Below are 21,172 nucleotides of genomic sequence, written 5' to 3'. Positions count from 1 at the left end.
TCACCAACTAATCTTCTTTAAGTTTTAAAACTGCTCTTTTAGACAAGCGATATATTATTAAACCAATTAAACTATTCACTATTGGTGCTACTAGTAGACCTTTTACTAAAAGTGTTGATATGCTATAGCTTTGATAGATTATACTAGATGTACCTATATTGACAATTGAATCAATTAAACTTCCTATTAAAACCAAAACGAAAGTAATAATATAGCTACCTTTATATAGTTGATCCCTCATGTGTCCAATCGCATATGCAATAACAAACAAAACTAATGCATTTACACCAAGAATTCCACCAACGGTTATGTCTTTAATAAGCCCTATTATAGCTGCTATAATTCCACCCTCTAATTCATCTAAATAAAGAGAAATTATAGTCACATATATAAGAACTAAATTAAAGCTTATACCAAAAATATTTATATAATTTGTTATACTATTTTCTATAGTCATAACCACAATACCCAATAGACAAAGTAAAACTTTTTTCATTGTTTTTTATCCCCTTTATCCTATATTTCTTGGTTCTATGACTACAACGTCATCTATATTCTTAAAATCAACATAAGGTTTTACAACTACATATTTTAGTGATTTATCTTTATCATCAATTACCTTTTCAACCTCACCAATTGGTATTCCTTCTGGGAAAAATCCAAGACCAGATGTTGTTATTATATCTCCTTGAATTACATTATATGATGAGTCAAACATATAACCTTGTAAATAGCCTTTACTATTATAACTATTCTTATTGTCTAAAGTAGTATTTTGAGTAATTGCGCCTTTAGCACTAGCATTTTTTGATAATTTAAAACTTACAGATGCTTTAGAATCTAATAGCGAAATTGCCTTACTATAATCGTTAGAAACTTCATAAACTATACCAACTAGACCACTGCCATTCATAACTATACTTTCTTTTTTTACACCTGAATTTTTTCCTGCACCTATTATAAAACTCTCATACCAATTCCCATCATTTTTACCTACAACACTTGTAGAGATACTTGTTGCTTTATATTTTTCTTCTACAAAGTTAAGTGTCTTCTTTAAGTCTTCTAATGATTCTGTCTTATCTAATTTGGTATTCAAGGCTATAACATCTTTTTTAAGTTTTTCATTTTCTGATTCTAATTTTTTTGCCTTCTCAGAGTTATCTTTATAATTTAAGATATCTTTAAAACCATTTTTTATAAATGAAAATCCATCATTTACTCCTTTTCCTACACTTGTAATAGCATCTGATGCCATTCCTAAATTTACTGGGCTTCCATTTGAAAACTTACCAATTGATATACCCACAATTCCAATTAAAGTGATAGCAACTACGCCCGTTGCTATCACTTTAACATTAATCCTTTTTTTCTCATTTTTATTCTTGTCAAATCTCAAGGCCATCACCAACTTCTAATTTTTAGCATTCATCATTAATACTTTTTCAAAAATTTCTTGGTCTTCAACAGATTTTCCTGTTCCAAGTGCAACACAATCAAGAGGAGCTTCTGCTATTTGAACAGACATTCCTGTCTCTTGTGTAATAAGTTTATCAAGACCTCTAAGTAAAGCTCCCCCTCCTGTTAGCATTATTCCGTTTTCCATTATATCTGATGCTAATTCTGGTGGAGTCTTTTCTAATGTAGATTTTATAGCATCTACTATTGAACTCACAGGCTCTTTTAATGCTTCTCTAACTTCTGTAGAACATATTTCTATTGTTTTAGGTAACCCTGATATTAAATCTCTACCTCTTATTTGCATATTTATTTCTTCATCATCTTTAAATGTAGAACCTATGCTAATCTTAACATTTTCAGCAGTTCTTTCACCTATCATAAGATTATATTCTTTTTTTACATAGGCAACTATAGACTCATCAAATTCGTCTCCACCAATTCTTATAGATTTAGCAGTAACAATTCCTCCTAGAGATATTACAGCTATTTCTGAAGTACCTCCACCGATATCAACTACCATATTACCTTCTGGTTCTTCAACCTTTAATCCAGCTCCTATAGCCGCTGCCATTGGTTCTTCTATAAGGAATGCATCTTTAGCACCAGCTTGTCTTGCAGCCTCTTCTATAGCTCTCTTTTCAACTTCTGTAACTCCAAAAGGAACACAGATAGCTATTCTTGGACTTACAACACCTTTTTTGTCAGCTGCTTTTTGTATAAAGTAACTAATCATTGATTGAGTTATATCAAAGTCAGCTATTACTCCATCTTTCATTGGTCTTATAGCCACTATATTTCCTGGTGTTCTACCTATCATTTTTTTAGCTTCTTCACCTACTGCTAAAACTTCTTTACTGTCATCTCTTATTGCAACAACTGAGGGTTCTCTAACAACAATACCTTGTCCTTTTATGTAAACTAATGTATTTGCAGTCCCTAAATCTATTCCCATATCCTTTGTCATCTTGTTAAAACTAAAAAAACCTCTTTTTTCCTTCTTTTTTTCCTTAGCCATGATTTTACTCCTTCCTACTAATTAAGAATCATGTTTAAAACATTCTCCTACTATTTTATCACATATAAAGTCAAATTATCATATTTTCTTTAAAGCTAAAGTATAATCCATCTCCGATTATTATATGGTCAATTATTTCAATTCCAATTATTTCTCCACATTTAATAAGTCTTGATGTGATATTTTTATCTTCCTTTGATGGTTCTACACTTCCTGAGGGGTGATTATGCATCACTATTATTTTACTTGCACTTCTCTTTATAGCTTCTTTAAAAACTTCTCTGGGATGGACTAATGATGAGTTTAAAGTCCCTACAGATACATCTACATCAGCTATTATTTCATTTTTTGTATTTAAAAGAACTGCCTTAAAAACCTCTTTTTTCAAATACCTCAGACTATTCATATAATATTTATGTATATCCCAAGGATTTTTTATTTTATACTTCATAGGCTTAAAACTAGCTACTCTAAAACCTAGTTCTAAAGCTGCTTTAATTTGGGCTGATTTTGACAATCCAATTCCATCTATATTACACAGCTCCTCTATTGTCATTTCTTCTAAATGTCTAATACCCTGAATATCTCTATTTATTATATAGTTGGCTAGCTCGATGGCGTTTTTATGTTTGTTACCAGTTCTTAAAAGTATAGCCAACAATTCAGCATTTGATAAGCTTTTTACTCCTTCAGCAAGCATCTTTTCTCTGGGTCTTTCCTCTAGTGCCATTTCTTTTACCTTAATGGTTGAATTAAATGACTTTTTCAGATAAATCACACTCCATAAAAAAGATTTATATTAAAATGTTCCTTTAACAAGTCACCTAACCTTGAAATCGGAAGTCCAACTATATTAAAATAATCTCCTCTAATTTCTTCAACTAGCAAAGCTCCATATCCTTGTATTCCATAAGCTCCTGCTTTGTCAAATGACTCTTTAGTTTTCAGATAATCCTCAATATCTTTTTCTGATAACGTTTTAAATTTTACATTGCTGATTACATAGTCAATTATTTTTTTATCTTTGCACAAGTTTATTAAGCTAATACCTGTTATGACTTGATGCTCTCTTCCAGATAGTCTCCTTAGCATGTCTCTTGCACAAGACTCATCTTTAGGCTTTCCTAAAATAGCATTATCTAAAACAACAACAGTATCAGCTCCAATAACGACATCTTCCTTATGTTTAGATGCTACAAACATACTTTTTTCAAAAGCTAACCTCATAACTAAATGTTTTGGTGCTTCACCTTCCAATATAATCTCATCAATTTCACTTTTAATTATATCAAATCTTACATTTGTATTCTCTAGAATTTCTTTCCTTCTTGGAGAGGCTGATGCCAAGATTATATTCATTTATTCACCTCATTTGTACGTAATTTGTACCTATTTAGTCTATCACTATATTGTAAAAAATTCAACAGAAATGTCGAACCTTTTTTGTTACACTATTGTTATATTTATTACCAATAAAATAAATATACATAAAATAGAGGTATGGAAATTATTCCATACCTCTGTTTTATGTACTCATTAGAGATATGGAAATTATTCCATATCTCTATTTTGTCCATATTACAAAATTTTAATAGCTTTCTTTGGACATTTTTCCATACATAAATGGCATCCTACACATTTGTCTGCATCTACCTTATGTTTTTCTTTTAATTCACCTTCTATTGCATCAAACTTACATTGTTTTTTGCACACTGTACAACCCACACAAAGTTCTTGATCAATAGTAACTTTCTTTCTCTTAGCTATATCACCTGATATTACTTTTGTAGGGCATTTTTCTACACATTGCATACAACCTACACACTTACTAGGGTCTATTTTAGCTATTTTATTTTCAAATATTATTGCGTCAAATTGACAAGCTTTTACACACATTCCACAACCAATACATCCAGCAGTACATTTTTCTTTAACAGCTTTACCAAACTCTTTGCTATTACATTCTACAACTATTGATTGGCTTTCTGGTTTTGTAATTATTATACCCTTAGGGCATGCTTCTTTACATTTTCCACAGTTAACACATTTTTCTTCATCTATTACTGCTACTCCATCAACTATAGAAATAGCATCAAATTTACAAACAGTCTTACATGTTCCAAGACCTAAACATCCAAACTTACACATTTTAGCTCCTGAATTTAAAACATTTGCTGCTCTACAATCAGATATTCCTTCATACTCATATTTATCTTTTGCACTTGAACAAGTTCCTTTACAAATAACTTTTGCTACTTGTTTTTCACCTGCTTCAGCACTTACGCCCATTATTTCTCCAACTTTTGCACCAACATCTGCTCCACCTACAGGGCAACCATTAACTGGTGCTTTTCCTTCAACTATCGCACTTGCAAGACCTCCACAACCTGGGAATCCACAACCACCACAGTTAGCACCTGGAAGTACTCCTAGTATAGCTTCCACTCTTTCGTCTACTTCTACAGCAAACTTTTTAGATGCAAAATCTAATACTATCCCGAAGATTAAGCCCATAACTCCTAAAACTAATACAGCTGTAAGTATCACTATTTTCACCCCTCTTTTTTATAGCTTTATAAGTCCTGTAAATCCTAAGAAAGCTATTGACATTAAACTTGCTGATATAAGTGTTATAGGGAAACCTTTAAATGCTTCTGGTATATCAGCTAATTCTAGTCTTTCTCTTATACCTGCGAATATTACTATTGCTAAAGTAAATCCAGCTCCTGCTCCAAATCCGTTTATTATTGTTTCTACTAAGTTATAACTTTTTTGAACATTAACTAGAGCTATACCAAGAACTGCACAGTTTGTAGTTATAAGAGGTAAATAAACTCCTAATGCTTGATATAAAGATGGACTCATCTTTTGAATTACCATTTCAACGAACTGAACTATTGAAGCTATAACCAATATAAAAGCTATTGTTTGTAAAAATTCAGTTCCAGTCTTTACTAATAAAATTTGTATAAAATAAGTTATAATTGAAGCTAGAGTTAGAACGAATGTAACTGCAACTCCCATCCCTACTGCTGTATCAACTTTCTTAGAAACTCCTAAGAAAGGACATATACCCAAGAACTGAGATGTTATAACGTTATTAACAAGAACGATACTTAAAAATAAAAGTATTAAATTCATTTATTACACCTCCACTACGCTTTTTTACTTCTTAATTTATTAAATCCTGCAAATAAGAATCCTAATGTTAAGAATGCACCTGGTGGTAATATAAATATTAATACTGGTTGGAAAGATGCTCCAAATAGTGTCATTCCAAATAAACTACCATTTCCAAGTAATTCTCTTACTGCACCTATTACTGTAAGAGCAACAGTAAATCCAAGACCTTGACCTACACCATCAACAATTGAAGCTAGTGGACCAGTTTTAAAAGCAAAACTTTCTGCACGAGCTAGTATTAAACAGTTAACAACTATTAATGGTATATATATACCAAGAGCCTTGTCAAGAGCAGGAACATATGCTTTTAAAACCATTCCTACTATTGTAACAAATGTAGCTATAATTACTACAAATATAGGTATTCTTATCTTATCTGGTGTGATTTTTCTTAGTAATGATATAACTAAATTTGCACATATTAAAACTGCTGCTGTTGAAAGACCCATACCGATTCCATTTATTGCTGAAGTTGTAACGGCTAGTGTTGGACACATACCTATAACTTGCACAAATGTTGGGTTCTCATCTATTAGCCCATTTTTAAATACTTTAGCTAAATTCATAATTAACCCTCCTTATTTATTAAGAGCACTATTGAATACATCTATTGCAGCATTTACTCCTGTAGTAACTGCTGTAGATGTAATAGTTGCACCTGATATTGCTAATATTTGATTCTCTGCTGTTGTGCTTCCTTTTGCTACTTCAAGAGTCTCAGCAGCTTTACCTTTGTATTGACCTTTAAATGCATCATCCTTAGCTTTTGCTCCAAGTCCTGCTGTTTCTGTCATATTACCAATATCAACACCTGTAACTTGGCCATCAGATGATATACCTACCATAACTTCAATTTCTCCACCATATCCACTTGGTTTAGCTTTTAAAGTATATCCTACTACCTCTGAACCATCTAGTCCTTCATATACCTCAACTATAAGGCCATCTCCAAGGTCTTTATAAGTACTTTCCTTCATTTCTTTAAACTCTTTTGCTTCTGGAAGTACTGCTTTTCTAAGTTCATTGTTTGCCTGTATATTTCTTTGTTCTATTACTGGAGCTGTAACTTTATTTGTAGCTCCAAGTGCTAATGAGGCTATTGCACTTATAGCAAGTAAAGTTCCACCTAGTCTTACCATACTATTCATTATTTAGCCACCTCCCCAAACACTCTGTTTCTAACAAACTTATCTATAAGTGGTGCAAGACAGTTTACTAGTAGTATTGAGTAAGATACACCTTCTGGATACCCACCATACATTCTTATAACAGTTGTTATAAGACCTGCTAATACAGCATATATGATTTGACCTTTTTTAGTCATAGGCGAAGTTGTATAATCCGTAAGCATGAAGAATCCACCTAACATAAGTCCTCCAGCAAACAGTTGATATATTGCAAAATTTATATTAAAGCCACCTAAAAGGAAAGTTAATATAAATACAGTTGCTATGTAAAATACTGGGATAACATAATTTATTATGCCTTTATACATTAGGTATACTCCACCTAATAACAATAATATTGCTGATGTTTCACCTATACATCCACCAATATTACCAATCATCATATCAGCAAGGCTGATTCCATTACTAGAAAGGTCGGCTAACCCTGCTGCTCCATTTTTTAAAAAGCTTAATGGTGTTGCTGTAGTAACTGCATCTAAATTTTTACCTATCCAGTTAACGCCTGGTTGAGTCCAAGCAGTCATTGCTACTGGAAATGATGCTAATAAAAATGCTCTTGCAGCAAGTGCTGGATTGACAAAGTTACATCCAATTCCACCAAATACCATTTTAACTACTAATATTGCAAATATTCCTCCTACTAGACACATCCACCAAGGAAGTGATGCTGGTACGTTAAATGCTAATAATAATCCTGTTACAACAGCTGAAAAATCTCCTATAGTACTTTTATGCTTCATAAGTTTTTGATATAAAAATTCAGTACCTACTGTACCAAGTATACAAAAAAACATAGCACTCAATGCATTAAGTCTAAAGAAGTATACTCCTGCTACTGCTGCTGGAAGGAGTGCTATAATAACTTGTTTCATTATATATGAAGTATCTTCATTACTTCTCACATGAGGAGAAGATGATACTATCAACTTATTTTCCATCGTTTTTCCCCCTTAACTTTCTTTATTTCTGAGCAGCTTGCTTTCTTCTCTTTGCTCCTATTTCTCTTTTTGCTGATCTTATAGATTGAAGTAATGGTCTTCTTGCTGGACAAATAAATGAACAAGACCCACATTCTATACAATCCATAGCTCTATGATATTCAGCTGTGTCATAATCATCCTTCAAAGAATATGCGCTTATGAAAAGTGGTTGTAAGAATGATGGACATACATCTGTACATCTTCCACATCTTAAACAGTTTTGAACATCTGGTGTACGTGATTCTTCTTCATCTAAACATAAAATTCCTGAAGAACCTTTATTAGTTGCTATTTCAGTAGTATATTGAGTCATACCCATCATAGGTCCACCCATTATAACTTTACCAACTTTTTTACCTTCTTTAAAACCACCACATTGGTCTATTATTTCTGAAACTAATGTACCAACTTTTGTTATTAGGTTTTTAGGCTCTTTGATACAACTACCTGTTATTGTAGTAATTCTTTCTACCAAAGGCATTCCTGTTTTAATAGATTTAGCTATCTGAGCTGCTGTGGCAACGTTGTCAACAACTGCACCTGCTGCTATTGGCAATCCGCCTGATGGAACTTCCTTACCTGTACACGCATAAATAAGTTGTTTTTCTGCTCCTTGTGGGTATTTCACTTGAAGGCCAACAACTTCAATTTCACTATAATCCTTAGCTACATTTTGAATCGCTTCTATAGCATCCGGTTTATTTGTTTCAATTCCTATAAATCCTTTTTTAACATCTAATACTTTCATTAATGCTCTTAAACCAAATACAACATCTTCTGGATTTTCCACCATTAATCTGTGGTCTGCAGTTAAATATGGTTCACATTCTGCCCCATTTAATATAACTACTTCTGCTTTACTGTCTGGTGGAGGAGATACTTTTACGTGGTTAGGGAATGTAGCTCCACCCATACCTACTATTCCTGCCTCTTTTATGATACCTACTATGTCTTCTTTGCTCAAATCCTCTAACTGACCTTTTGGTTGAACACTTTCATGTAATTCTTCCTTAAAGTCATTTTCGATAACTACACATTGAGCTGAACCGCCTGGTACTTCATGTTGTTCAATAGCAATAACTTTACCTGATACTGAAGAATGAACGTTACATGAAACGAAACCTTGCTGTTCACCTATTTTTTGCCCAAACTTTACTTCATCGCCAACTTCAACAATAGGTTTAGCTGGTGCCCCTATATGTTGTTGAAGAGGAATGTAAACTATCTTTGGTGCTTGAGCTTTTTCAAGTGCCTTTGTGTTAGAGTACTCTTTTCTATATGAAGGATGTATCCCTCCCTTAAAAGTTAAGAGTTTCATTGTTTTACCCCCTTATCTATAAAAAAACATTTTTTCTGCCTTCTATAAGTATACTATATATATTAAAAAATCTTAACAATTGTTAAAAAAATATCCCTATTTTTATAATTTATTTTATAAATCAAGGCCTCTTTATTAAGTTAAAACGAGGAAAAGGATTGTCTTATTAAACAATCCTTTTCCTATAGCTTTCTAAAGTCTAAATTTTCTGTATTTTATTTTATGGAATTTATGAACAAAGAATACTCTTGCATAGATGATAAAAGTAGACTTTTGCTTACACTATATTTTTCTTCATTTGCTGCTTTTGAGGCAGTATCAATTTTTTCGTTTATGTTGTTTACATAGCCAATTAAATTATCTTTAAATAAACGCATTTCAGAATAATCAATCTTTTCAGCTTCTTTTGATATATTTTGTGATATTGCCTTTCTATTTGTCAAAATAGTATTATATTTTCCCATATCTACATTATTTTCATCATTCGACCAAAAACTTGATTCTTCTTTAAAGTTTGTTATTAATTTATTTAATTCTTTGGATATACTATCTATATAAGCATAATTGCTTGTATATTCTAAAGATAGCATAGGTGCATCTAAATGAGATAAAAACGCATCTGGAAATACTTTTCTTATAGAACCCATATGTTTTCTAACTTCATTTTCATCAAAAGAGGAGTATGTTTGTATTTTTTTTACTCCATCTTTCTCCATAACTGAAAAAGGTATATCACTACTAACTAATGATGTTTGTATTTTTTTCAAATCATCATCATTATCTATTGCAGCAACTTGAATAGTATATATATCCCATCCTTCAATAGTAGCTAATTTTACTTCTTCTGGTTCCTTGGTATTATTTACTGCTTTTTCTGAATTATTATTTTGATTATCATTTGAATTGGTTTGCGATTTAGATTTTTTTCCATTTTTTATGGCATTTAATTCATCAGATATATCTTTATAAGTTATATCTGATGAACTATTTAGAAATGGTATTTTAGCTGATATATACTCTAACATCTTGCTATCTTTTATTTTTGTATAAGAATAATAGCCAATTAAACATAAACAAGCAATAGTTATTATATACTTACGCACATCTATCTTATGTCTATTATTATTAAATCCTCTGTATATCGTCTTTCTTCTATTCATTAGTTTGTCCCCTCCCAAAATTATATTATTAATAAAGTATATTTTTAAGAGACTCAATTTATGAATAGAAATCTTATTTATTTTAATTTTTTAATAAAAATTATATCTACTAAGCAAATCTTCTTGCTCCAAGTAATGCTTTAGACCAATATGAAGTAGTCAAATTGTCCACTTTAACCTTGTTAGGATTAGTTTGAGTTCCACTACAATGTATAAACTTACTATTGCCTACATATATACCTACATGGTTCGTTGTTCCATCTCCATCAGTATCAAAGTAAACTAAATCTCCTGGTGCATAGTTACCCATAGAAACTGCACTTCCATATTGAGCTTGCTCTCTAGAAACTCTTGGTATAGAAAGTCCAACTGAGTGTTTAAAAACATACTGTGTAAATCCAGAACAATCAAACTTATCTGGACCTGATGCTCCCCATTGATAAGGTATTCCAATAAGAGTATATGCAAAGTCTACTACTTTTGAACCATTTACAGTCGATTTATCTGAATTTCCAATAGATGAAGAATTTGAATTACTATTAGATTGGGAATTACCATTAGATGATGAACTAGAGTTTTCTTTTAATCCTTCATTAGTCTCAGAAATATAACTAGAACTTACCCATCCAGTTGTCCCATTTGATAATTTTACTTTATACCATCCATTACTTTTAGCTTTTAGTTCAACAACATCTCCACCATTTAATTTTCCAATTACAGAATAGCTTGTCCCAGGACCGCTTCTTACATTTAAACTTACAGTAGATGTTACTTTCCCTCTCTTGCCTTCAAGTGATACTTCACTAGATTGATTTTTATCAGTATTGTTATTATTATTATTGTTATTAGTATTACTTGAATTAGAATTATTTGTTCCAACATCTTCTGATGTTTTTGAGATATACTGACTACTAGCCCATCCAGTAACTCCATTTGATAGTTTTATTTTATACCATCCATTGCTTTGTTCTAATAGCTTTACTACATCTCCATTATTTGCTTTGCCAACTAATGAATAGTTTGTACCTGCTCCACTTCTTATATTTAATCTAGAACTGACATTTACTTTTCCATTCCCACCAATAGCTGTTCCACTTGATGTTGAATTATTTTGGTTTGAAGTACTTCCAGATGAACCACTCGTTGATATGTATTTTGCACTTCCCCAGCCAACAACAGAACTTGATACTCTTACTTTATACCAACCATTAGATTTTTCTAAAATTTCTACAGTTTTTCCCTTATATAACTTTGCTACTTTGTCACAATCAGCACTTGGCCCGCTTCTTATATTTAAAGCACTAGCTGTCACAACTCCCTTTTCAAGGGCACTTGCATGTATAGAACTAACAGATACTGCTACTGCTCCAATCCCTAAAGCCGTTATAGCTTTCTTCACTACTATCACTCCCCCCAACATATTTTTATAATCATAAAGTCATACCACTATTATCCATTTTTAATAACTATATTTTAATGATAACTTATTCTATTATTAATTGTAAAGAAATTATAATTATATTCTTAAAATTAATGATTCTTAGGAAGTATTTCAATCCAATAATTATCTGGGTCCGCTATAAAATAAATTCCCATACCCTCATTTTCAAAACATATACAGTCTAAGTCTTTATGAAGTTTTTTTGCCTCATCAAACTCTTCAACCTCTAAAGCCAAATGGAACTCATTATCCCCTAAATTATATGGTCTATCCCAATCTCTAAGCCAAGTTAACTCTAATGTATGGCTAGTAATCCCATCTCCTAAATAAACTAGTATAAAACTTCCATCTTCTGCTTCTTTACGCTTTACTTCTTTTAGACCTAAAGCTTTATCATAAAAATTCAAACTTTTTTCTAAGTCAGTAACATTAAAATTATTATGGCAAAAACTAAACTTCATTTTGAAATCACTCTCCAATTTTTACTTTTTTTATATTATATCATTATTATAGCTTTATTTAAATCAAATTAAGTTAAAAATTTGAATAATGCTGTGTAATACCTAAGTAGCATTAAATTATTTAAAAGAATATGTCAAAAAAAGAATAAGTTCTATTAAACACATAAAAAAATTGTACTCAAGTTATCTTGATGTGTAAAATAATAGAACTTATTTTTTAAAATTTTTATATTTAATTTTTAATTTTTTCTTTTATAATATAGTTTATTACTTTTTTTCTAATATCTTCAGCACTATAATCGTCCTCTATTCCTATATCTAAAAGTTTTGCTATTGATTTCATATCTTCCCTAGTTTTTGACCTATAGCTTGATATCAATTCATCTTTTATTTTCTCAGGTTCTAAAAGATATTCTTCATCTCCTCTTTTGAAAGTGACGTATTTTTGAGCATATGAACTTCTATTATAGTATATATACCTTGATATTTTTCTTAAAATCTGATTATATGAAAGTCGCTTATTAACATTAAGCTTTAAGTACTCTGAAAAAGCAAATAGCTCTTTTTTTGATTTAAATAATGTTTCTTTTTTGATAGTTCTTGATATCGAAGTTACACTTTCTTGATATGCACACTTTTTTAACATTTTTAAATATACTCTATTAAGACCAATACTTTGATTGAATTTTTTTATATTATTATTAATAACTTTATCCAAATTACCTTCAAAGTATTTTTTTGCTCCTTTTTGTGATACATAACTTTCAAGTTCTTTGTGGGCCATATCAAGTATCATTTTTTTTAAATCTTCTTTATATCCTCTAGACTCCATGATACTCCCTCCCTTAGCTATTTATAGTATATTCAAAAAGTTTAAGAAATGTGAATCTTTCTCTAAATCTTTTACTTTTTATGTATATATTAATTTAAAAGGGGAGATAATAGTAATGTAAAATCAAACATACTCAATCTCCCCCATTTTTAGACCTCTATTACTCCCCCAATAGAGGTCTTTTTTTATTTTATTATTTTTTATTCAATTCCTTTTAATTCAAAACCTAACTCTGCTATTACTTCTTTTAATTTATCAACTGATACATCATCTTTCATATCTACAGATGCACATTTATTTTCTAAATCTACATCTAAAACTTCAACACCATCTATATCTTCTGTTAATGCAGTTTTAAGATGATTTACACAGTGTCCACAACTCATACCTTCTACTAATAGTTTCTTTTTCATATCAATTACCTCCTTATACCCTATAAGGGTATTTTATCATACAGTTTAAATTTTTTAAATATAAATTAATCATTTAATTTATTTTGATTCATTTGAGCTTATATCTAAGTTAGAGATTCCCTCATATACATCAAATTCATTTGGAGTAATTTTTCCTTTTAGTCTACTATTGCTTACAATATAGTTGTTTCTAATAGCTAAACTTATAAATGTTGCATTATCCTTAACATATGTCTGTACATCTTTATAGGCTTTCTTTGTTTCAATTTCAGATGCAGAACTTGTAAGTGCAGACATGTATCCATTTAACTTATCATCAGTATATCCGCTACTTGCTATTATACTACTTACATCTGGTACATTTGATAGTTTCCATCCCACTAATGCTAAATCGTAATTTTTAGAATTAAGAGCACTTTCCATTTCTTTATCTGATAACTGATTTATTGTATTATTTATTCCTATAGCTTTTAGGTTTTCACTTATTATATGTGATGTTTTTATTCTCTCACTATTATCTTTATTTACTATTATTTTTAAATTCATTTCAGAAAGTCTTTTCTTTACTTCCTCTTTTTCTTTATTCTTTTTATCTTCAGCTTCTTTTTTTGCTCTATCAGCTTCTGCTTGTTCAGCCTTTTTTTGTTCTTCAGCAGTAAGTTTTTTTGTATTTTTTTTAGTTGCTTTTTTTTGTTTTTTATCTACCTTATCATTTTTTGGATTTACTGCATTTATATTTGCATATTCTACTTTATTAAGATACTCAATTGCTTTATCTTTATTGTACTCTAAATCTTTCACATCATTGCTGTAATATTTTGATTTTGAGTTAAGCGGAAAATTAACAGGAGTTGCATCATCCATATAACCTTCACTAATAATTCTGCTTTTATTTATAGAATGTGCAATTGCTTTTCTAAAATTGACATCCTTAAAAAAAGAATTATTATAATTAAATAATACACATTCATAATCTCTACCTTGATATTTTGTTATATTAAACTCTTTTTCTTGAAATTTGCTCAAATCATTCAGTGTAACATTTGTTATATCACTGTCAAGAGCCATAACCATAGATGTTCTAGCATCTTCATTAGGAACCATTCCTACTTTTACATTTTTCATAGCTTTAGGAACTTCTTCATAGTAATCCTTATTTACAGATAAAATCATTCCTTCTCTTTCTGTATATGATTCTATTTTATATTTCCCATTTCCTATCATATTATTATTTTTGTCATTTACATCTTTTGAATCTAAATGATTTTGAGATACTATTGGAAAGATTAAACTATCAATAGAAAAGGCATACTTAGCTTTAAATTTTATTGTAAAATCTTTATCTGATTTAATATTTACAGAAGCTATATTTTTTGTAAATTCATTGTATGGACTTTCTGCACTTTTTTGAATTAAACCAATTGTATAATTTACATCATTTGAAGTAACTTCTTTTCCATCATGCCATTTTGCATCTTTTAACTTTATATCTATACTCATTCCATCTTGAGCTATATTGTACTCCTTCACTAATTGAGGAGTTACATTATAGTTTTCATCTATTGTAAACAAACCATCATAAAGCAAGTTCATTATATAACCAACAGACTGATCAGTATTTGTTATAGGATTTATAGTTTTTGGATTTACCATAGTCAAGTTTATATACTTGGCATCTATAGAACTTTGACTTTTAATACTTGATTCACTACTACTTTGTTTTGTTTTTGTATTACTACAACCAACTATCATAAGAGTTATAGCTAAAATTACTGTTAAGACTTTTATTTTCTTCATTAGTTTTTCCCCTTCTCGCCATATATCTTATTATAATTTTTATAATTATTTTTTACTTTTTCTACATACTTTGAAGTTTGTTCAAAGGGTATATCATGTAGATTCTTTCCATCTTTACTATATTCGTTATTTTCTAACCATTTCTTTACATTACCTGAACCACCATTATATGCAGCTATTACTAAATCCAATGAACCAAATTCTTTATATAATTTATTTAAATACCAACAACCAATTCTTATGTTAGTTTCTGGGTCAAAAATATCGATATTTTCTAGATTCAGTTCTTCCGCTCCCCAATCTCTAGTTATGTCTAGTATTTGCATTAACCCTTTTGCCTCTTTTTTTGAAATAGCAGAGCTATTAAACTTACTTTCTGCTTTTATGACACTGTAAACTATATTTTCATCTAAATTAAATTCTTTAGAATATTTTTCTACATACTCTGAGTATTTTTTAGGATACAAAAACTTATGTATTATTTTGCTTTCCATTAATAGTGCCCCAAATAAGATTATAAAAATAGATAGAATCAATACTTTCTTATTATTCACGCCAATTCTCCTTCATGTATTCAATAAATTTGTATACTTTATTCTCCAATTCAGTTATTGTTCCCGAATTATCTATTATATAATCACCATATTTGGATTTTTCTTCCTGACTCATTTGTGAATTTATTCTGCTGAGTGCTTCTTGTTTACTACAATTATCTCTCTTTTGTATTCGGCTAATTTGTACTTCTTGTTTACAAGTAACCACTAATAGCTTATCTACTATTTCCAAAAATCCACTTTCTACTAATATTGCTGCATCTAATATTACTATCTTTTCGCCTTTTTTTCTGGCTTCTTCTATATCACTTATTATTTTTTCTCTTATTATTGGATGTGTCAAATTATTTAACTCATTAAGTTTTTCTTCGTCATTAAAAACTATTTTCCCAAGAGCTTTTCTATCTAAAGTTCCATCATCCTTTTTTATATTTCGACCAAAATGTTTAAATACTTTTTCTAATAACAATTTATCATCAAATATTTGTCTAGATATAATATCTGCATCCACTATAGTAATGTTAATTTTTCTAAATATATTTGATAGGCTGCTTTTTCCACAGCCTATTCCTCCTGTAAGTCCTAATATCAACATAAAATCACCTACTTTGTCTCATACCAAGAACTACCAACATTTAAATCTACATCTAAGTGAACATCCATATTTACAGCATTTTCCATTTCATCTTTTACAATCTTTTTAACTATATCTATTTCATCGTCAATTGCTTCAACTATCAATTCATCATGAACTTGTAGTATAAGTTTTGATTTCAAATTATTTTCTTCTAACTTTTTGTGAACATTTATCATAGCAATCTTTATTATATCTGCTGCACTTCCTTGTATTGGTGCATTCATTGCAAATCTCTTTCCTCTATTTCGCTCCATAAAATTGCTAGACTTTATTTCTGGTATATATCTCCTTCTGTTTAAGATAGTCACAGCATAACCATCTTCACTAGCCTTTTCTACTGTAGTGTCCATAAACTCTTTTATCTTATGATATTTAGCAAAATAACTTTCTATATACTCTTTTGCTTTTGGCACAGGTATATTTAAATCATCAGCCAATCCAAAATCACTTTTACCATATATAATACCAAAGTTTACTGCCTTAGCTGCACCTCTTAATTCACTAGTTACATCTTCCATAGAAACATTGAAAACTTGTGAAGCTGTTTTAGTATGAATATCTTCATTATGTTTAAATGCTTCTATCATATTTTCATCTTGACTCATGTGTGCTAGAACTCTAAGTTCTACTTGTGAATAATCGGCATCAACTAGCTTACAATTTTCATCTGCAATAAACACCTTTCTTATTTTTCTACCCATTTCCATTTTTATAGGTATATTTTGAAGATTTGGTTCTGTAGATGAAATCCTTCCAGTAGTTGTTATAGTTTGATTAAATGATGAATGAATTCTATTACTTTCTGGATTTATTATGTTTAGAAGACCTTCAACATAAGTAGAGTTCAGCTTTACTATTTGTCTATATTCAGTTATTTTATCGATTATTGGATGTTTATCCCTTAATTTTTCTAAGACATCTGCATTAGTTGAGTATCCAGTCTTGGTTTTTTTGATTATTGGAAGTTCTAATTTTTCAAACAATATAACACCTAATTGTTTTGGTGAATTTATATTAAATGGCTCTCCTGATAATTCATAGATTTCCTTTTCTAGTGTAGAAATTATTTCTTTAAACTCAATACTTAGGTCATCCAATATACTCTTATCTACTTTTATACCTTCATACTCCATATGTCCTAAAACTTCCACTAAAGGCATCTCTACATGATAAAAAAGGCCATCCATACTCATATCGATTAAACTTCTTTCCATCATAGGAATTGTTTCTTTAACTGTGCATATTATTTGCCCCATATACTCAGCCAAATCTTCAAATTCTAAATCTTCGTAGTTCTTAGATTTAACACCTTTACCTAGTAATTCTTCTTTTGATTTAACTTTTTTTGATAAGTATTTCATAGCTATAGCACTACAGTCATATGAGGTAGATGAAGTAGAATCTATTAAATACTCAGCTATTGTTATATCAAAATTTATATTTTCCAAGTTTATATTATATGGCTTTAAAGATATATAATCATCCTTTAAATTATATCCAAATTTCTTAATTTCTTTATTTGAAAGTATACCATCTAATTTTGTCACTTCATCCGAATCTATATAATATATTTTTTCTCCATCTACACTTATAAAGATATATATTATATTTTTTTCAAGTATATTACCTTGTCCTCTAACAGTTTTTAAAATAACTTGTCCTTTTTTATTTACTTCATCTATAAACTTATCTATATCTTTTAATTTTAATATTTCTATTTTTTCTTCTACTTGTTCAGTATCATCTGAGTCAACCAAATCAACTAATCTTGATAAAAGACTTGTAAATCCAAAATATCTAAACTTATCTAAAAGTTCGTCTTTATCATAATCGCCAAAAATCATACTATCTAAATTTACTTCTATTGGTACATCCCTTATAATTGTTGCAAGTCTTTTGCTTTGAATAGCTATTTCTTTATTTTCTTCTATCTTCTTTTTTACGCTTCCTTTAAGTTTATCCGTATTTTCTATTAAATTCTCTATGCTAGAAAACTCTTTTATAAGTTTTATTCCTGTTTTTTCTCCTATTCCAGGTACTCCTGGTATGTTGTCTGACTTATCTCCCATAAGCCCTTTTAAGTCAATAAACTGAGTTGGAGTCATTTCATATTTTTCAATTACAGAGTTAAAGTCATACTCTTCAACTTCTCCTACACCTTTTTTTGTTATAAGAGTAGTCGTCTTATCTGAAGCAAGTTGAATGGCATCTTTATCTCCAGTTACTATGTATACTTTATATCCATTATCCTCTGCTTTTTTAGACACAGTTCCTATAATATCATCTGCTTCATAACCATCTATTTCTAGTCTATTTATTTTAAACTTATCTAAAAGGTCTTTTAGTGGCTGTAATTGCTCTGCTAATTCATCTGGCATTCCCTTTCTTCCTGCTTTATACTCTTTATACTCTAAGTGTCTAAATGTAGGTGCTTTTCTATCAAAAGCTACACTTATATGTGTTGGTTTATATATATCTATTATTTTAAACAACATTGTCGTAAATCCGTATATAGCATTGGTTTTTAAGCCTTCTTTATTATTCATTTCTGGCAAAGCATAAAATGCTCTGTTTATTATTGAATTTCCATCTATTATAATTAATTTTTTTTCCAAATTATATCACTCCTAAAGATTCTCTATTTTTCTAACATATATATTATATACCAATATGCTGTTATTTAATATTCCCATAATAATAATAGTATATTAAAATTAAATATGTTGCAAACAATATATTTTTTTGCTATAATAATAAACATGACATAACCGAGTGGTGGAATTGGTAAATGCAATTAACTCAAAATCAACTGTATTTTTTCATAAGAAAAAGCTAGTATTTATGATATTTTGACTGTTTAATGAGTATTTTGTATTCAATATTCCTCTTGCATATTCTTGGAAAATCTGGTAGGATATACAAGTAGTTCGGATTTAAAAGATAAGCCGCTGTGGCGGAACTGGCAGACGCATACGACTCAAAATCGTACGGGAAACCATATGGGTTCGAGTCCCATCAGCGGCACCAATAAATTAAAACTCTTTAGTTTAAACTAAAGAGTTTTTTTATTGTCATATTCCCTAAATATTCACTAACACTTTTTCTTTTACTTTCAATATTATATACGGAAATAAATGATTTCTAATTTATTTCTGACTTTTATTCAGTAAACTTCAACTTATCCAAAATAGGCAATTATGACTGCTTTAAAGTAGTCTATATCTTCTATTAGTGTAACATAACCAATTAAAAAATACTCTAGTACATCTGTTTAACAATAGAAATAAAATCACAAAGATTCTTAGACAGCCACTTATCTTTATGATAAATGAGTTGAGAAACAATGTTATAGTTTATAGGATATGGAATCTTAATTAATTCATGCCTTTTTAATTCTTTCTCTACTGCAAGCTCTGGGAGAAGACACAATCCAAGACCACTAAGCACTGTTTGTTTAATCACCTGAATACTTCCTGTTTCAAGAACTATTTTAGGAACTACAGATGACTCAAATAATTCTTTTTCAAATAGACTTCGATAACAACAGCCCTCCCCTGTTAAAATAAAAGGAATATCTTGAAAGTCTTGAATAGACACATTTTCTTTTAACGCTAAATTACTTTCTGGAACAGATAAAACACATATTGGCTCATTATTTTTCAATACAGAAACAACAGACTTATCAGCAACAGGTGAATCAAGGATAAATGCAATATCAATTGTATTGTCTGCAAGTAATGGAATAAAATCAGATGAATCCAAAGTTTTCAAAAACAGATCAACCTCAGGATGCTTTTCTTTATATATCTTAATAATTTCAGGTAGTTTAAAAATACAAATAGATTCTGAAGCTCCAATAACAATACGACCTGAATTATCTTGGTCCTCATACATTTTTTTAATATCAGATGAAAGTAGAATCATTTTTTTTGCATAGGGAATTAATTTTTCTCCTTCTCTAGTTAATGTAACACTTTTTCCTATACGCTCAAAAAGACGTACATCTAATTCTTTTTCTAACTGCTGTATCTGAGTTGTAATATTTGATTGTGCATAATTAAGATACTCAGCAGTTTTAGTAAAATTTTTGATTTTACTAAGTGTTAAAAAGGTCTTAAGATGTTTTAACTCCATATTTATCACACCTCCAGTATTATCTAAATTTAAGATTGATATAATCAAATCAATCTATTTCACAAATAGTTAAACAAATGTTAGCATATACATATACTAAAAGTCAAATAAAACCAATAATTACAGGAGGCTTATAATGTTAACAAAATCTAATATAATTAAAGAAGTAAATAATATCGAGCAACTATATGTATATAAAAAAATAGGAATTATCAATAATAATGTACTAAGTGTTGTTCAAGTAGCAAATAGAAGTTTAGATTTTCATGTTCATGAGAAATCAGATGAACTATTTTATGTAATCGAAGGAGAATTTGAATTAGAAACTCAAGAAGGATTAACAAAAGTTGAGGAAGGAGAATTTATTATTGTACCGAAAAATACAGTACACAGACCTGTAGTTAAGGAACTTACAAAATTTCTAATGCTTGAATTAGATGGAACTCTTAATAAAGAAAATAGCGGAGATTTATATGAGGATTAATCCATTTAAAAATATATAAAAATTACTTACAAATAGAACCCTACAATATTTTTCTTTAAAACCTTTATAATCTTTATATATAAAAAAGCCACAAAATATAATATATACTTGTGGC

General features: G+C 29.7%; 22 protein-coding genes and 1 tRNA gene. 2 read left to right on the top strand and 21 right to left on the bottom strand.

What is annotated here, in order from left to right; translation table 11 throughout:
* Window positions 1–7: 7 nt before the first annotated feature.
* From mreD to polA, 20 genes are all read right to left on the bottom strand, one after another.
* Complete coding sequence (gene mreD / locus KGF50_RS05755; RefSeq protein ID WP_227847205.1) at window positions 8–496, bottom strand: rod shape-determining protein MreD; 489 nt, start codon at window positions 494–496, stop codon at window positions 8–10.
* 15 nt (window positions 497–511) lie between these two features.
* Window positions 512–1,405 carry a rod shape-determining protein MreC gene (gene mreC / locus KGF50_RS05750; protein ID WP_227847204.1) on the bottom strand — a complete coding sequence of 298 codons (894 nt, stop codon included), beginning with the start codon at window positions 1,403–1,405 and terminating at the stop codon, window positions 512–514.
* A gap of 9 nt (window positions 1,406–1,414) precedes the next feature.
* Window positions 1,415–2,476 (bottom strand): rod shape-determining protein, encoded by a 1,062-nt coding sequence (locus KGF50_RS05745; protein WP_269469188.1) that lies wholly within the window; start codon window positions 2,474–2,476, stop codon window positions 1,415–1,417.
* Window positions 2,477–2,546: 70 nt separating this feature from the next.
* Window positions 2,547–3,206 (bottom strand): RadC family protein, encoded by a 660-nt coding sequence (gene radC / locus KGF50_RS05740; protein WP_227847224.1) that lies wholly within the window; start codon window positions 3,204–3,206, stop codon window positions 2,547–2,549.
* A 44-nt stretch (window positions 3,207–3,250) separates the two neighbouring features.
* Window positions 3,251–3,835 carry a Maf family protein gene (locus KGF50_RS05735; protein ID WP_227847203.1) on the bottom strand — a complete coding sequence of 195 codons (585 nt, stop codon included), beginning with the start codon at window positions 3,833–3,835 and terminating at the stop codon, window positions 3,251–3,253.
* A 219-nt stretch (window positions 3,836–4,054) separates the two neighbouring features.
* On the bottom strand, window positions 4,055–5,026 hold the full coding sequence (locus tag KGF50_RS05730; protein ID WP_227847223.1) for an RnfABCDGE type electron transport complex subunit B: 972 nt from the start codon (window positions 5,024–5,026) through the stop codon (window positions 4,055–4,057).
* A gap of 15 nt (window positions 5,027–5,041) precedes the next feature.
* A complete protein-coding gene (gene rsxA, locus KGF50_RS05725; protein WP_054269663.1) occupies window positions 5,042–5,617 on the bottom strand; it encodes an electron transport complex subunit RsxA in 576 nt (191 codons plus the stop codon).
* A gap of 14 nt (window positions 5,618–5,631) precedes the next feature.
* Window positions 5,632–6,225: an electron transport complex subunit RsxE gene (gene rsxE, locus KGF50_RS05720; protein WP_227434073.1), complete on the bottom strand. Its 594-nt coding sequence runs from the start codon at window positions 6,223–6,225 to the stop codon at window positions 5,632–5,634.
* Window positions 6,226–6,237: 12 nt separating this feature from the next.
* Window positions 6,238–6,807: an RnfABCDGE type electron transport complex subunit G gene (locus KGF50_RS05715; RefSeq protein ID WP_227847202.1), complete on the bottom strand. Its 570-nt coding sequence runs from the start codon at window positions 6,805–6,807 to the stop codon at window positions 6,238–6,240.
* Complete coding sequence (locus KGF50_RS05710; RefSeq protein WP_227434071.1) at window positions 6,807–7,784, bottom strand: RnfABCDGE type electron transport complex subunit D; 978 nt, start codon at window positions 7,782–7,784, stop codon at window positions 6,807–6,809. Before KGF50_RS05710 ends, KGF50_RS05715 begins: the two co-directional genes overlap by 1 nt.
* Window positions 7,785–7,806: 22 nt before the next feature.
* Complete coding sequence (rsxC, locus tag KGF50_RS05705) at window positions 7,807–9,144, bottom strand: electron transport complex subunit RsxC (RefSeq protein WP_227847201.1); 1,338 nt, start codon at window positions 9,142–9,144, stop codon at window positions 7,807–7,809.
* Window positions 9,145–9,359: 215 nt separating this feature from the next.
* Window positions 9,360–10,304 carry a hypothetical protein gene (locus tag KGF50_RS05700; RefSeq protein ID WP_227847200.1) on the bottom strand — a complete coding sequence of 315 codons (945 nt, stop codon included), beginning with the start codon at window positions 10,302–10,304 and terminating at the stop codon, window positions 9,360–9,362.
* Between the two features lie 109 nt (window positions 10,305–10,413).
* Window positions 10,414–11,703, bottom strand: a complete 1,290-nt coding sequence (locus KGF50_RS05695; RefSeq protein WP_227847199.1) for a C40 family peptidase — start codon at window positions 11,701–11,703, stop codon at window positions 10,414–10,416.
* Between the two features lie 131 nt (window positions 11,704–11,834).
* Window positions 11,835–12,206: a VOC family protein gene (locus KGF50_RS05690; protein WP_227847198.1), complete on the bottom strand. Its 372-nt coding sequence runs from the start codon at window positions 12,204–12,206 to the stop codon at window positions 11,835–11,837.
* Window positions 12,207–12,438: 232 nt separating this feature from the next.
* Window positions 12,439–13,038, bottom strand: a complete 600-nt coding sequence (locus tag KGF50_RS05685) for a hypothetical protein (RefSeq protein ID WP_227847197.1) — start codon at window positions 13,036–13,038, stop codon at window positions 12,439–12,441.
* Window positions 13,039–13,238: 200 nt separating this feature from the next.
* Complete coding sequence (locus KGF50_RS05680) at window positions 13,239–13,451, bottom strand: heavy-metal-associated domain-containing protein (protein WP_227434065.1); 213 nt, start codon at window positions 13,449–13,451, stop codon at window positions 13,239–13,241.
* Between the two features lie 78 nt (window positions 13,452–13,529).
* The gene (locus KGF50_RS05675) at window positions 13,530–15,248 is read right to left on the bottom strand and encodes an ABC transporter substrate-binding protein (protein WP_227847196.1); all 1,719 of its coding nucleotides are present in this window, start codon (window positions 15,246–15,248) and stop codon (window positions 13,530–13,532) included.
* A complete protein-coding gene (locus KGF50_RS05670; RefSeq protein WP_227847195.1) occupies window positions 15,248–15,802 on the bottom strand; it encodes a lytic transglycosylase domain-containing protein in 555 nt (184 codons plus the stop codon). Before KGF50_RS05670 ends, KGF50_RS05675 begins: the two co-directional genes overlap by 1 nt.
* On the bottom strand, window positions 15,795–16,397 hold the full coding sequence (gene coaE, locus KGF50_RS05665; RefSeq protein ID WP_227847194.1) for a dephospho-CoA kinase: 603 nt from the start codon (window positions 16,395–16,397) through the stop codon (window positions 15,795–15,797). Before coaE ends, KGF50_RS05670 begins: the two co-directional genes overlap by 8 nt.
* Window positions 16,398–16,405: 8 nt before the next feature.
* Window positions 16,406–19,054: a DNA polymerase I gene (polA, locus tag KGF50_RS05660; protein ID WP_227847193.1), complete on the bottom strand. Its 2,649-nt coding sequence runs from the start codon at window positions 19,052–19,054 to the stop codon at window positions 16,406–16,408.
* Window positions 19,055–19,383: 329 nt separating this feature from the next.
* Here polA and KGF50_RS05655 point away from each other — a divergent pair.
* Window positions 19,384–19,466, top strand: a tRNA-Leu gene (locus KGF50_RS05655).
* A gap of 231 nt (window positions 19,467–19,697) precedes the next feature.
* Here the strand turns inward: KGF50_RS05655 and KGF50_RS05650 are convergent.
* Complete coding sequence (locus KGF50_RS05650) at window positions 19,698–20,573, bottom strand: LysR family transcriptional regulator (RefSeq protein WP_227847192.1); 876 nt, start codon at window positions 20,571–20,573, stop codon at window positions 19,698–19,700.
* Window positions 20,574–20,709: 136 nt separating this feature from the next.
* Here KGF50_RS05650 and KGF50_RS05645 point away from each other — a divergent pair, with 136 nt between their 5' ends.
* A complete protein-coding gene (locus tag KGF50_RS05645) occupies window positions 20,710–21,057 on the top strand; it encodes a cupin domain-containing protein (RefSeq protein ID WP_227847191.1) in 348 nt (115 codons plus the stop codon).
* The last annotated feature ends 115 nt before the right edge of the window (window positions 21,058–21,172 follow it).

It is taken from the genome of Clostridioides sp. ZZV15-6598 (assembly GCF_020657705.1).
Lineage (GTDB): Bacteria > Bacillota > Clostridia > Peptostreptococcales > Peptostreptococcaceae > Clostridioides > Clostridioides difficile_F.
This window is presented reverse-complemented; position numbering and strand designations above follow the sequence as displayed.